The following is a 12,683-nucleotide window of genomic DNA, read 5'->3' on the forward strand; positions in this document are numbered from 1 at the left end:
ATGACAGAGAACACCACTGAGCTGCGCGTGGGGGTCGTCGGCCTCGGCTTCGCCGGCACCACCCACCTCGATGCCTTCCAGTCCCTGCCCGGCGCCCGCGTCGTCGCGCTCGCCGGCCAGGAGGAGGCGCGCCTGCACGAACTCGGCGCGACCCGCGGCGTCCCCGACCTCTACGCCGACTGGGAGGACCTCGTCGCCCGCGACGACCTCGACGTCGTCTCCATCGGCGTCCCGAACCACCTGCACCACCCGATCGCCGTGGCCGCGCTCGAGAGCGGCAAGCACGTCTTCTGCGAGAAGCCGCTCGCCACCACCGCCGAGCTGGCGGCCGAGATGGTCGAGGCCGCCCGCACGAACGACCGGGTGCTCGAGATCGCGTACAACCACCGCCGCCGCGCCGACGTCGCCTTCCTCCGCGACTACCTCGACGACGCGCCGCTGGGCGACGTCTACCACGCCCGCGCGAGCTGGCAGCGGCGCACCGGCATCCCCGGCATCGGCTCCTGGTTCACCAGCAAGGAGCTCGCCGGCGGCGGCCCGCTCATCGACCTCGGCTCCCACGTGCTCGACATCGCGCTGCACCTGCTCGACGAGCCGCGCGTGACCAGCGTCTCGGCGGTCGCGTACGGCGAGATCGGCCGCTCCGGCCGCGGAGGGCGCCCGCACGGCGTCGCCGCCACCGGCACGCACGCGTTCGAGGTGGAGGACTTCTCGAGCGCCCTGCTGCGCCTCGACAACGGCCGCTCGCTCCAGCTCGACGCCTCCTGGGCCAGCTACTCGAAGGTCGACGAGGACATCGAGGTCGAGCTGCTCGGCTCGGCCGGGGGCGCGCGCCTCCACATCGCCGACTACGCCACGAAGGGGACTCTGACGCTCTACTCCGAGGTCGCCGGAGCGCCGACCGTCTCGCACCCCGACGTGAAGGTCCCCGCCGGGCACCACCGCTCGGTCATCGCCGAGTTCCTGGAGGCGATCGCCTCGGGAGCCGACGCGCCCGCGGGCGGCCCCCGCTACTCCGGCCACTACGGCGAGTACGCGCTGCACCGCAGCCGGGTGGTCGACGCGATCTACCGCTCCGCCGCCGAGAAGCAGGAGGTGGCGGTCGCATGAGCGCCCCGATCGAGGTCCTCGTCTGGAACGAGTTCCGGCACGAGACCCGCGGCGACGAGACCGTGCTGCGCCATTACCCGGACGGCATCCACCGCGTCATCGCGGACGGACTCGCGGAGTCGCTCGGCGACGCCGTCTCGGTGCGCACCGCGACGCTCCCCGAGCCCGAGCACGGGCTCACCGAGGAGGCGCTCGCGACGACGGACGTGCTGCTGTGGTGGGGGCACATCGCGCACGAGGAGGTGTCGGACGAGGTCGTCCAGCGCGTCCTGCGGCACGTGCAGGAGGGGATGGGGATCCTGGTCCTGCACTCGGGCCACTACTCGTCGATCTTCAAAGCGCTCATGGGCACGACCTGCTCGCTGAAGTGGCGCAACGACCGCGACCGCGAGCTGGTCTGGACGATCGCGCCCACCCATCCGATCGCCGAGGGCGTGCCCAGCCCGCTGATCATCCCCGAGCAGGAGATGTACGGCGAGTACTTCGACATCCCGGTGCCGGAGGAGACGGTGTTCCTGTCGACCTTCACCGGCGGCGAGGTGTTCCGCTCCGGCGTGATCTACACCCGCGGCCTCGGGAAGGTCTTCTACTTCTCGCCCGGCGACCAGGACTACCCCGTCTACCACCACCCGGACATCCGGCGCGTGCTGGCGAACGCCGTCCGCTGGGCCCGCCCGACCCGGCCGCGCACGCCCCTCACGGCCGACCACCACCCCCGGGGCTGGTTCGAGTCCTGACGCGAGCTCCCGCGCCCTCCCCTCCCTTTCCGCGAGATGCCGCTCCGGTACGCGACACGCCGTGCCGGGCGCACCGATGTGGCGTCTCGGGGGAGGTACTGGGGGGATGCAGCAGTCGGAGGGGCGCGAGCCGGACGAGGTGCGCCGGTACGGGGAGGCTCCGGAGCAGATCGCGGACGTCTTCCGCGGGGCGCCCGGCGAGGCGCGCCGGCCGGTCGTGCTCGTGCACGGCGGGTTCTGGCGGGCGCGGTGGGACCGGCGGCACGCCCGGCCGCTCGCGGCGGCACTGGCCGACCGCGGGCACGACGTGCTCCTCCCCGAGTACCGGCGCACGGGCGACCCGGGAGGCGGCTGGCCGGGCACCGGCGACGACGTCCTGGCCGTGCTCGCGGCGCTCCCGGCACTGCTGCCCGGCGCCGGACCGGTCACCCTCGTCGGCCACTCCGCCGGCGGCCACCTCGCCGTCTGGTCGCAGGCCGCCTGTCCGTCGCCGCACGTCGCCGCTGTGGTGGCACTGGCGGGCGTGCTCGACCTGGCCGCCGCCTCCGCCGACCGCCTCAGCGACGACGCCGTGGGGGAGCTCCTCGGCGGCGACCTCGCGCTGCTCCCGGGCGCCGACCCCGCGCAGCTGCCCGCGCCGCCGCAGCCGATCACGCTGATCCACGGCGTACTCGACGAGGACGTCCCTGTCGTCTACAGCCGCCGGTACGCCGACCGGCACCCCGCCGTGCAGCTGCACGAGCTCGCCGACGCCGACCACATGGCGCTCGTCGATCCGACGACGCCCGCCTTCGCGATCCTCCTCGCCGCGCTCGGCTGACGCGCGCCGGGAGCGGGACTGCGACGCTCCGCCCGCCGAGGCGCGACGGGAACAGGCCCCCTACAGGACCGGCGGGTACAGGAAGAGCGGGACCTGGGCGGTGGGGAAGGTGCGGGTCACGTAGCTGTGCTTGCCGCCGTAGTTGTACTCCTCGAGGAGCACCGTGCCGTCGTCGTTGACCTTCTGCACGTACGAGACGTGGTTGTAGGTCCACCACGCGACGCAGCCGACGATCGGGACGCTGCTGGTCGCCCAGCCCTTCGCGGCCCAGTTGTCCGGCCACTCGTAGGCGCTGCCGCCGAGCGGGGTGATGTTCCCCCACGTGTACTTCCACGGCGCGGAGGTGCGACCGGCGTCGCGGTTGAGGCGCCAGGCCACGAAGTCGACGCACTCGCGGTAGTAGTAGCCGAGGGGCGAGAGTCCGCCGCCGTCGTCGTCGATGGTCTCGTAGGGCCACGGGTAGTCGTCGCCGACCGCGCGGGTCTGCACGGTCGAGAACTCGCCGCCGTTGGATCCGGAGAGCACGGCCGCCTGGCGGCTGGCCTCGTCGAGCTGCGCCTGGGTCGGTGCGGCGAAGGCGTCGCGGACGGCGGTCTGGCCGGCGGCGTCGGAGGAGACGGTGAGGTTCTGGAGGCCGACCCGGTTCGCGGCGGCGCGGCCGGTCGCGGTGGCGGAGGAGCTGCGGGCGCCGTACGCGGGGATCGCGGCCGTGGCGAAGAGGCCGCCGACCACCGAGAAGGTGCCGAAGGCCAGGGCGCGGCGGCTGAGGCCGCGGGCCCGGGCGGGCTCGGCGGCGCGGGGAGCGACCGGGCGGGAGGCGGACGCGCGGCGCGGTGAGGCCGGGATCGACCGGGAGGCGGGGGAGGCGACGGCGGGGACCTCGACCGAGACGGTCGGAGCGGTCGCCACGGCCGTTGCGGCGTCGACGGCGGTGGGCGTGGAGTCGCCAGCGCCTGCGGAAGCGGCGGAGTCGTCCGATCCGCTGCCCTCGACCGCGGTGCCGGCGGTCGCCGCGCCCGTCTCCGTCTCGGCCCGGGCCGCACGGCGCTCGGCCTCGCGGGCCTCGCGCCGGGTCAGGGGTGCAGTGGTCGGGGTGCCGGCACTCTCCTCAGGGGTGGGAATGCCTGGCTTCGACACGCGTGCGTTCTCCTCGGATGACGGTGGTGACGGGGGGTCGGGGGCCGGTGGGGATCCGGCGACGAGCCACTCTAGCCCGAGGCCCGCGCATAACGGAACGATCACGACGGATCCGGCACGGATGCTCCGACCGCTCGCGCCCGTGCGGTGCCAGGATGGGGCGCAACCGGGAAGGAGCTCCTCATGACCGCACCCACCCCCACCGGGCCCGTCCTCGTCGGCATCGTCGACGGCCAGCGACCCGAGGTCCTGCGCACCGCCGCCCGCGTCGCCGCCGACGCCGGAGCCGCCCTGCTGCTCGTGTCCGTCTCGGCCGATCCGTACCTCGTCGGCGAGTACGTCGATCCGATGACCGGCGGCATCCCGCTCGGCTTCGTCGGCGCCGCGGCCGACCGCGGCGAGGGCCCGTCCCTCCCGCCCGGGCTCCGCGAGACGGTCGAGCACGAGCTGCACGGCAGCACCGTGCAGTGGTCGCTGCGCGCGGCGCGGGGCGAGCCCGCCCTGGCGCTCGCCGAGGTCGCCGAGGAGGTCGACGCGCGGATGATCGTGGTCGGCACCCGCGACGCGGGCGTGCTCGCGAGCATCGCCGAGTTCCTCAGCGGGAGCGTCGCCGCCCACCTCGCGCACCGTCAGCACCGCCCCGTGCTCGTCGTCCCGCGCGCCGACCGCAACCCGTCGCGCCCGGCGCCCTGGGACCTCGCGGAGTGACGCGACCCCTCCACCTGCGCCCCTCCGCGATCCTCCTCGTCGCGGCGGGCGGAGCCGTCGGCACGGCTGCCCGCGCCGCGATCGGCGCCGCACTTCCCCCGTTGGGCGTCGTGCCGGTCGCGACGCTCGCCGTCAACCTGCCGGGCGCGTTCCTCCTGGGCCTCCTGCTCGAGGCGCTGGCACGGCGCGGGCCGGACGAGGGCGGGCGCCGCACCCTGCGCCTCCTGCTCGGCACCGGCGTGCTGGGCGGATTCACGACCTACAGCACCTTCTCGCTCGACACGGTCGCGCTGCTCGAGGGCGGCCACGTCGTGGAGTACCTGCTCTACGCCGGCGGCACGCTCGTGCTGGGCGTGCTTGCGGCGGCGCTGGGCATCGCGGTCGCGGGGCGGCGGAGGGCGGCGGCGTGACGCCCGGCCTGCTGCTCGCGGTCGCTGTCGCGGGCGGAGTCGGAGCGGCCGCACGGCTCGTCGTCGACGGGGTCGCGCGGTCGCTCGTGCCGGCGCGCTGGCCGGTCGGCACCGCGCTGATCAACGTCAGCGGGTCGCTGCTGCTCGGAGTCGTCACCGGGCTCGTGCTGGCCGGCGTCCTCGACCCGGTGTGGCGGGCAGTGCTCGGGACGGGCGTGCTCGGCGGCTTCACCACGTTCAGCACGGCGAGCGTCGAGACCGCGCGGCTCTTGCTCGACCGGCGCTGGGCGGCCGGCCTGGGGTACGGCGTCGGCACGGCGGCACTCGCCGTCGCGGCGGCCGCCGCGGGCCTCGCCCTGACGGGCGTCCGGCTGTCCTGAGCGGCGTGGCGGGCGAACCGGAGCGGCGTGCGGCTCCGCTCCTCACCGCCCTTCCCGGAGCCCACCCCACGCCCCTCCGCACCCGCCTCATCGACCCCGCCCCGTCACTCCTGATCCCCCCGCTCACGGGGCAGGCGCCCGCCGCCGCCCGCGAGCCGACGCGGATCCTCGCGCGGTGACCCCCGGTCGAGGGACGCCTCGACCTCCGGAGCATGGGTGAAGATGGGCGGATGACATCCGTGGGGGGCGTTCCGGAGCTCAGGCTGGCCGTCGTCGACGACCAGCCCCTCTACCGGCACATGCTGTCGTCGCTGCTGCGCGCGGTGCCGGGCGTGCGGAGCGTCGTGGAGGCCGGATCCGCCACGGAGGCGCGGTCGGTGCTGCGGCCCGCGGAGCTCGACGTGGCGATCCTCGACATCGAGCTCGGCGACGGGGACGGCATCGAGCTCGGGCGCCGGCTGCGGTCCACCGCGCCGGGGCTGGGCATCGTCCTGCTCTCGGCCGTCGACGCGATGCACCGCTTCCTCCGCCTCGACCGCGCCGAGGCCCGCGGCTGGAGCTACCTCTCGAAGACCTCCTCCCTCTCCGCCCCCGCCCTGCTCGCCTCCGTCCGCGCGACGGCGGACGGCCGCACCGTGCTCGATCCGGCGCTGGTCGCCGCCCGCGCGGCCCGCCGCGACTCCCCGGTCGCCGCGCTGAGCCCGCGCCAGTACGAGGTGCTCTCGGGTCTCGCATCGGGGCTGACCAACGCCGCGATCGGCGAGCGCCTCGGCATCGCGGTCCGCTCGGTCGACAACAACGTCAACGCCGTCTACGCGTCCCTCGGCGTCCGCTCGGACGGCGAGCGCAACCCGCGGGTCGACGCGACGCTCCTCTTCCTCGAGCACACCGGATGAGCGCCGGCCCGAGCGATACGCGCGAGGACAACCGCATCGTCCTCGGAGCGATGGCCCTCCTCGGCGGCGTCCTCTCGCTGCTGGCCGCGCTCCAGGCCGTCTTCGCGCTCGGGATGCTGTCGCGGACGCTGCGGGGGGTCGATCCGGGGCCGCTGCTCGACGTGACGACGCGCGTCCTGGTCAACGTGTCGACGATCGGGCTCGCGATCGCCCTGGTCGCGGTGCTGCGTCCCGAGCGCTCGACCGGCAGCGGCCGGGTGGCCCGGACGGCGGTCATCGCCGTGGGGATGGGACTCCTCCGCTGCTGCCTCCAGGTGCTGACCGGCGTCTACCCGCTCTCGGCCCTCCCCGCTCTCGCGGTCGAGCTGGTCGTCGGATCCACGGTGATCGCGCTGATCACCGCCTACGGCTACCTGCTCGTGCGCGCGGCGCGGCGGGTGCGCGAGAAGGAGCGGGAGCACGCCCGCGCCTCCGTGCAGGCGCTCGAGGCGGTGCAGGCCCTGCAGCGGGAGGAGCTGCGGGTGAGCCGCGACGTCGCGCAGAGCCTGCACGGCGGCCTCCAGAACGGACTCGTGGTGCTGACCGCCGAGCTGCACGCGGTCGCGAGCGCATCCGACGAGGCGGCCTCGGAGCGGCTGCTCGCCATCGCCGCCCGGCTCGACCGGCTCCGCGAGGACGAGGTGCGCGCGGTCGGCCACGCCCTCTAGCCGGTCGAGATCGACCACGGCCTGGTCCCCGCCGTCCGCGACCTCGTCGCGCGCCTCCCTCCCGAGATAGCCGTCGACCTCGACCTCGGCCGCATCCCGGCGCTCGCCGCCGAGGGTGCCGAGCCGCCGCTCGACCAGCGGATGCTCCTGGTCCGGTTCCTGGAGGAGGCGGTCACCAACGCGCTGAAGCACGGCGGCGCCTCCTCGCTGCGGGTGCGCGGCGACGAGGAGGCGGGCGTCGTGGTGCTCACCCTCGACGACGACGGCCGCGGACTCGTCGAGGGGTCGACGCGCTCGGGCCTGGCGCGGCTGGAGCGGCAGCTCGCGGTCTACGGTGGCTCGTTGGAGCTCTCGGACTCGCCCGTGCTGGCGGGGGCGCGGCTGAGGGCGCGGCTCCCGCTGTCCGACGCGGACGGCGGCGCGGCGGAGTAACGGGACGGGCGCTCCCGCCGTCCCTCGCATCGAGCACAGGGCGGTCCGAGGGACGGATTCACACCGGATGGCGAGCCGTCTCCTCGTGCCCGCCCCTCACGCCGGGTAGACCAGCAGATCCTGCGGAGCGACGGTGAAGCCTGCCTCGCGGCCGGGCGCGAGGTCGAGGCGCGCCGCGTCGGCCGCCGGGACGTCGGCGGTCAGGAGCGCGCTGCGCACCCGCACCGCGTCTCCCCGCTGCTCCACGTCGGTGATCACGGCGCGGAGGCCTCCCTCTCCGACGGAGACGGCGGAGGGACGGACCGCGGCGAGCACCGCGGCGCCGACCGCGACCGGCTCGGCCGCGACTCCGGACAGCTCGTGCCCGTCGGCGGTGCGCAGACCCGTCGCGGTGCGGACGCCCTCGAGCAGCTCGAGCCCGGCGAGCTCGGCGGTGAATGCGGTGCGCGGGCGCGTGAGGACGCGGGCGGTCGGCCCCTCCTCGACCACCCGGCCGCCGTGCAGCACCAGAACCCGGTCGGCGAGGGTCCAGGCGTCGAGCACGTCGTGGGTGACCACGATCGCCGAGCGGTCGGCGAGCACCTCGCGGAGCATCCGGCGGAGGACCGGGGCGGTCCGGGCGTCGACCGCGGCCAGCGGCTCGTCGAGCAGCAGGAGGCGCGGGTCGGTCGCGAGGGCCCGGGCGAGGGCGACCCGCTGCGCCTGGCCGCCGGAGAGGCTCCCCGGGCGCCGGTCGGCCAGGTCGGCCACGCCCGCGGCGGCCAGCTCGCGCTCCGCCCGCTCGCGGGACCGCGCCCGCCCGGCGCCGGCGCTGCGCGGACCGAACGCCGCGTTCTCGCGCACGCTGAGGTGCGGGAACAGCAGCGGATCCTGCGCCAGCAGGGCGACGGGGCGCCGGTGCGGAGGAGTCCACCGGCGGTCGTCGAAGAGCAGCTCGCCGCCGGCGGTCGCCCGCCCGGAGTCGGCACGGACGAGGCCGGCGATCAGCTCGAGCACGGTCGACTTGCCCGCGCCGTTGGGCCCGAGCAGCGCGATCGTCTCGCCCTCGGCCACGTCGATCCGCACGTCGATCCCGCGCGCCGCGAGCCGCGCCTCCAGCAGCAGGCTCACCGCGGCACCCCCCGGGCGGAGCGGCCGTGCGCGAGACCGATCACGAGCACCGCGACCACCACGAGCACCAGCGCGAGGGCGACCGCCGCGTCCGGATCGCTCTCGCGCTGCAGGTAGATCTCGAGCGGGAGGGTGCGCGTCGTGCCCTCGAGGCTGCCGGCGAAGGTCAGCGTCGCTCCGAACTCGCCGAGCGCCCGCGCGAACGAGAGGATCGCGCCCGAGGCGAGGCCCGGCAGGATCAGCGGCAGCGTGATCCGCCGGAGCACCGTACCGGGGGAGGCGCCGAGCGTCGCGGCGACCGACTCGTACCGCGCGCCGGCGCTGCGCAGCGCGCCCTCGAGCGTCAGCACCAGGAACGGCAGGGCCACGAAGGTCTGCGCGATCACGACGGCGGTGGTCGAGAACGCGATGCGGACGCCGAGGGCCTCCAGCGCGCCGCCGAGCAGGCCCATCCGCCCGAAGGTGAAGAGCAGCGCCAGCCCGCCGACCACCGGCGGGAGCACCAGCGGCAGCAGCACCAGCGAGCGGAGCAGGCGCTGGCCGGGGAAGGCCGTGCGGGCGAGCACGAGGGCCATCGGGGTGCCGAGCAGCAGGCACAGCAGAGTGGCGACGGCGGAGGTGCGCAGGCTCAGCAGGAGCGCGGCGACGGAGGAGTCGGAGGTGATCAGCGGCAGGAACTGCGGCCAGTCGACGCGGGCGAGGATCGCGGCGAGCGGGAGCAGCACCAGCAGGGCGCCGAGCGCGGCGACGGCCACGACCCAGCGCGGCAGGCCGGACCCGGTGCGCATCAGCCGCGGGCGAGCGGCGTCTCGACGATGACCGTGGTCGCCTTGACCACCGCCACCGCGGGAGACCCGGGCTCGAGCCCGAGCTCGCGGACCGCCTCGCTGCTCATCAGCGAGACCACGCGGTGCGGACCGCACTGCAGCTCGACCTGCGCCATCACGGTGTCCATCACGATGCCGGTGACGATCCCGACGAAGCGGTTGCGGGCCGAGCGCGCGACCGGGGACGGATCCTCCGGCAGCACGGCGTTCGCGCGGGCGAGCCGGGCGACCTCGAGGCCGTCGACGACGCGTCTCCCGGACGCGTCCTTCGCGCTCTCGAGCGTCCCGTTCTCGATCCAGCGCCGCAGCGTGTCGTCGCTCACGCCGAGCGCGGCGGCGGCGTCCCTGATCCGTATCTGCGGCATGGAGTCGATCCTACGTCCGCGGCTGAGCCTGTGCCGTGTCCCTCTCCTCTCCACGAGGCGCCGCCGCGGTGCGCCTCCTCCGGCGCGCCGCGTACCCGCACGGCATCTTGTGGAGAGGGAGGAGAGGAACGCGGAGGAACGGGCGCTGGGGATCCCGGGCCGCGCGCGCAACCCCCTGGAGGACCGGCGGGAGCACGACGCACGCTGAAGGGACGACGACACAGGAGGCGGCATGCGCGCGATGGTCTACCGGGGCCCCTACAAGGTCCGCGTAGAGGAGAAGGACCGGCCGAGGATCGAGCACCCGAACGACGCGATCGTCCGGGTGACGCTGGCGGCGATCTGCGGATCCGACCTGCACCTCTACCACGGGCTGCTCCCGGACACCCGGATCGGCCACACCTTCGGCCACGAGTTCATCGGCGTGGTCGACGAGGTCGGCTCGTCGGTGGAGAACCTCAGCGTCGGCGACACGGTGATGGTCCCCTTCACCATCTACTGCGGCTCCTGCTGGTTCTGCTCCCGCGGCCTCTACTCCAACTGCCACAACGTGAATCCGAACGCCACCGCGATCGGCGGCATCTACGGCTACTCGCACTCGGCGGGCGGCTACGACGGCGGGCAAGCGGAGTACGTGCGCGTCCCGTTCGCCGACGTGGGTCCGACGAGGATCCCCGAGTGGCTGCCGCACGAGGACGCCCTGATGCTCACCGACGCCTTCTCGACCGGCTACTTCGGCGCGCAGCTCGGCGACATCGTCGAGGGCGACACGGTCGTGGTGCTCGGAGCCGGACCGGTCGGCCTGGCCGCCGCGCGCTCCGCCTGGCTGATGGGCGCCGGCCGCGTCATCGTCGTCGACCAGATCGACTACCGCCTCGCCAAGGCCCGCGACTTCGCCTTCGCCGAGACCATCGACTACACCGAGGAGGACGACCTCGTCGTCACCCTCAAGAAGACCACCGGCGGGCTCGGCGCCGACGTCGTGATCGACGCGGTCGGCGCGGAGGCCGACGGGAACCTCCTCCAGCACGTCACCGGCGCCAAACTCAAGCTGCAGGGCGGCTCGCCGATCGCGCTCAACTGGGCGATCGACGGCGTCCGGAAGGGCGGCGCCGTCTCGGTGATGGGCGCCTACGGGCCGCTCGCGAGCGCCGTCAAGTTCGGCGACGCCGTCAACAAGGGCCTCACGCTGCGGATGAACCAGGCCCCCGTCACCCGCCAGTGGCCGCGCCTGTTCGAGCACATCCGGGCCGGGCACATCACGCCCAGCGACCTGATCACGCACCGCATCCCGCTCGAGCACATCGCCGAGGGGTACCACCTGTTCTCGTCCAAGCTCGACGGCTGCATCAAGACCGTCGTCGTCCCGTAGGAGGATCCCGTGCCGTACACCGCCGACCGCCCCGTCCGCGTGCCGACCGCCGAGGAGCTGCGCGCCCGCATCCCCGGCTGGGGCGCCGACCTCGATCCCGCCGACCGGCCCGCCTTCCCCCGCGAGCGCAGCGACCTCGTCTCGGGCGCGCACTGGGAGCGCCCGGAGAGGATGCGGACGCACGGCCGTCGCGAGAAGAGCATCGAGCACCTCGAGCTGCCCGCCGTCTTCGGCACGGCGCAGCCCCTCCACGGGATCTCGGGCGCGATCCGCCGCTACGCCTACGACCGGTTCAGCGAGGGCCGCCACGCGCACTGGCTGCTGCTCGTGCTGGGCGACCGGGTGGAGTCGACCGGGGCGCACCTCCGCTCGCTGCTCACGACACGGCCTGACGATCCGATCACCGAGACCGGTGTGCTGGCCGAGGCGCACGCGCACCCGATCGCCTCGCGCCGTGGCCGGACCGACGTGCGCCACCAGATCCTCGACCCGCTGGTCGTCGGCGGTCCCTGGGTCCTCGCCGCGCTCGGCGCCGTGGCCGTCGCCCGCCGCCTCCTGCGCTGACGCCCGTTCCCCCTCTCGTGAGCGGCCGCTCCGGTGCGCCTCCGTCGCGTGTCGCGGACCGGAGCGGCGTTTCGCGGAGGAGGACGGGGGTTCAGCGGCTGCGGGGTGCGGCGCCCGCGGTCGGCGCGGTGCGGGTGTCGACGCTCGCCGTGAGTGCCGCGGAGTAGCCGGACGCCGGGCTGCCGGTCATCGTCGCGAGCTGCAGGGCTCCGCCGTCGTCGCCGAAGACGGAGTCCGAGTCCAGGCCGACCCGGGCGAGGTTCGCGGCCGAGCCCGCATAGGCGTCGAGGGCGTAGACCGCGGTGCACGCCTCCTCCTGCAGGGCGACCTGCGAGGTCGCGATCGCGTTCGACGCGTCGGTGATCGAGTCCACTCCCGGGTACACCTCGAAGTGGATGTGCGGCCATCGGCCGGAGTAGCAGGCCGGGACGATCGAGGCGAAGGAGACGACGCCCGACGCGTCGGCGACCTGCACGCCGCGGAGGTACGTCTCGTCCTCGACGCCGCTGGAGTACATCGAGTAGTCCCCGTGCGCGTCGCAGTGCCAGACGTACACGGCGGCTCCGGCGAACGGCACGTCCCCGTTCGCCGCGTCGAGGATCGTCAGAGTGAGCGCCAGGGGGACCCCGTCGGCCGTCGCGCCGCCGCCGATGCTGGTCCGCAGGTCGCTGCGGACGATCCCGGAGCGCTCGAGGATGTCGACCCCGTTCGAGCCGTCGCCCGGGTAGGGTCCGGCCGTCTCGTCGGGGATCTCGCCGGCGACCGCGGTGGCGGCCCCGGCCGTGGCGGTCGCGGTGGGAGTCACGGTGGCGGTAGCGGCGGCGGAGGAGGCGGATCCCGATCCTCCGGTGGCGCATGCTGCGAGCCCGAGGGTCGCCGCCCCCGCACCGACCAGCGTCAGCACGCCGCGCCGCGAGAAGAGGGTCCCCACGTCGAACGGGAGGCCCTGGTCGACCACCTCCTCCTCGGGGCGGTCGAGCCGGCGGCCCTCGTAGGCCGGTCCGTCGGGCGTGCTGCGGGGCTCCGGGATGCGGGTCATGGTCGTGCTCCTCGTCGATCGTGGTGTCCGTCGCGAGCAACCCTGGCGGCCGGGGCTCTGCGCCTCCGA

At 74.8% G+C, this 12,683-nt stretch carries 16 protein-coding genes; 11 read left to right on the forward strand and 5 right to left on the reverse strand.

Features of this window, described 5'->3' with window-relative positions; translation table 11 throughout:
- The 3 genes from C5C29_RS03970 (at window position 1) to C5C29_RS03980 (ending at window position 2,667) form a co-directional block, all read left to right on the forward strand.
- Complete coding sequence (locus tag C5C29_RS03970) at window positions 1-1,110, forward strand: Gfo/Idh/MocA family protein (protein ID WP_104222436.1); 1,110 nt, start codon at window positions 1-3, stop codon at window positions 1,108-1,110.
- The gene (locus C5C29_RS03975) at window positions 1,107-1,847 is read left to right on the forward strand and encodes a ThuA domain-containing protein (protein ID WP_104222437.1); all 741 of its coding nucleotides are present in this window, start codon (window positions 1,107-1,109) and stop codon (window positions 1,845-1,847) included. The genes C5C29_RS03970 and C5C29_RS03975 overlap by 4 nt, the downstream gene beginning before the upstream one ends.
- A 106-nt stretch (window positions 1,848-1,953) precedes the next feature.
- Window positions 1,954-2,667: an alpha/beta hydrolase gene (locus tag C5C29_RS03980; protein ID WP_104222438.1), complete on the forward strand. Its 714-nt coding sequence runs from the start codon at window positions 1,954-1,956 to the stop codon at window positions 2,665-2,667.
- A 60-nt stretch (window positions 2,668-2,727) separates the two neighbouring features.
- Here the strand turns inward: C5C29_RS03980 and C5C29_RS03985 are convergent, their stop codons facing one another.
- The gene (locus C5C29_RS03985; protein WP_181074890.1) at window positions 2,728-3,804 is read right to left on the reverse strand and encodes a CHAP domain-containing protein; all 1,077 of its coding nucleotides are present in this window, start codon (window positions 3,802-3,804) and stop codon (window positions 2,728-2,730) included.
- Between the two features lie 183 nt (window positions 3,805-3,987).
- On the opposite strand from C5C29_RS03985, the gene C5C29_RS16780 reads away from it, so the two are divergent.
- The 6 genes from C5C29_RS16780 (at window position 3,988) to C5C29_RS04010 (ending at window position 7,337) form a co-directional block, all read left to right on the forward strand.
- Complete coding sequence (locus tag C5C29_RS16780) at window positions 3,988-4,512, forward strand: universal stress protein (protein ID WP_146083455.1); 525 nt, start codon at window positions 3,988-3,990, stop codon at window positions 4,510-4,512.
- On the forward strand, window positions 4,509-4,922 hold the full coding sequence (locus tag C5C29_RS03990) for a CrcB family protein (protein ID WP_104222440.1): 414 nt from the start codon (window positions 4,509-4,511) through the stop codon (window positions 4,920-4,922). The genes C5C29_RS16780 and C5C29_RS03990 overlap by 4 nt, the downstream gene beginning before the upstream one ends.
- Window positions 4,919-5,302, forward strand: coding sequence for a CrcB family protein (locus C5C29_RS03995; protein ID WP_104222441.1), 384 nt, complete (start codon window positions 4,919-4,921; stop codon window positions 5,300-5,302). The genes C5C29_RS03990 and C5C29_RS03995 overlap by 4 nt, the downstream gene beginning before the upstream one ends.
- 230 nt (window positions 5,303-5,532) lie before the next feature.
- Window positions 5,533-6,198: a response regulator transcription factor gene (locus C5C29_RS04000; RefSeq protein ID WP_104222442.1), complete on the forward strand. Its 666-nt coding sequence runs from the start codon at window positions 5,533-5,535 to the stop codon at window positions 6,196-6,198.
- A complete protein-coding gene (locus tag C5C29_RS04005) occupies window positions 6,195-6,905 on the forward strand; it encodes a hypothetical protein (protein ID WP_104307979.1) in 711 nt (236 codons plus the stop codon). Before C5C29_RS04000 ends, C5C29_RS04005 begins: the two co-directional genes overlap by 4 nt.
- A 141-nt stretch (window positions 6,906-7,046) precedes the next feature.
- Entirely contained in the window at window positions 7,047-7,337 is a 291-nt protein-coding gene (locus C5C29_RS04010; protein WP_104222444.1) for an ATP-binding protein, read from the forward strand.
- 96 nt (window positions 7,338-7,433) lie between these two features.
- Here the strand turns inward: C5C29_RS04010 and C5C29_RS04015 are convergent, their stop codons facing one another.
- The 3 genes from C5C29_RS04015 to C5C29_RS04025 are packed head-to-tail and all read right to left on the reverse strand — an operon-like array spanning window position 7,434 to window position 9,639.
- The gene (locus tag C5C29_RS04015) at window positions 7,434-8,447 is read right to left on the reverse strand and encodes a sulfate/molybdate ABC transporter ATP-binding protein (RefSeq protein WP_104222445.1); all 1,014 of its coding nucleotides are present in this window, start codon (window positions 8,445-8,447) and stop codon (window positions 7,434-7,436) included.
- Window positions 8,444-9,235, reverse strand: coding sequence for an ABC transporter permease (locus C5C29_RS04020; protein ID WP_104222446.1), 792 nt, complete (start codon window positions 9,233-9,235; stop codon window positions 8,444-8,446). Before C5C29_RS04020 ends, C5C29_RS04015 begins: the two co-directional genes overlap by 4 nt.
- Window positions 9,235-9,639, reverse strand: a complete 405-nt coding sequence (locus C5C29_RS04025; protein WP_104222447.1) for a molybdopterin-binding protein — start codon at window positions 9,637-9,639, stop codon at window positions 9,235-9,237. Before C5C29_RS04025 ends, C5C29_RS04020 begins: the two co-directional genes overlap by 1 nt.
- A 232-nt stretch (window positions 9,640-9,871) precedes the next feature.
- Here C5C29_RS04025 and C5C29_RS04030 point away from each other — a divergent pair, with 232 nt between their 5' ends.
- On the forward strand, window positions 9,872-11,011 hold the full coding sequence (locus C5C29_RS04030) for a zinc-dependent alcohol dehydrogenase (RefSeq protein ID WP_104222448.1): 1,140 nt from the start codon (window positions 9,872-9,874) through the stop codon (window positions 11,009-11,011).
- A gap of 9 nt (window positions 11,012-11,020) precedes the next feature.
- Entirely contained in the window at window positions 11,021-11,575 is a 555-nt protein-coding gene (locus tag C5C29_RS04035; protein WP_104222449.1) for a hypothetical protein, read from the forward strand.
- Window positions 11,576-11,666: 91 nt separating this feature from the next.
- Here the strand turns inward: C5C29_RS04035 and C5C29_RS04040 are convergent, their stop codons facing one another.
- Window positions 11,667-12,614, reverse strand: a complete 948-nt coding sequence (locus C5C29_RS04040) for an intradiol ring-cleavage dioxygenase (RefSeq protein WP_104222450.1) — start codon at window positions 12,612-12,614, stop codon at window positions 11,667-11,669.
- Window positions 12,615-12,683 lie beyond the last annotated feature (69 nt).

The organism is Rathayibacter sp. AY1H2, assembly GCF_002931985.1.
Classification (GTDB): domain Bacteria; phylum Actinomycetota; class Actinomycetes; order Actinomycetales; family Microbacteriaceae; genus Rathayibacter.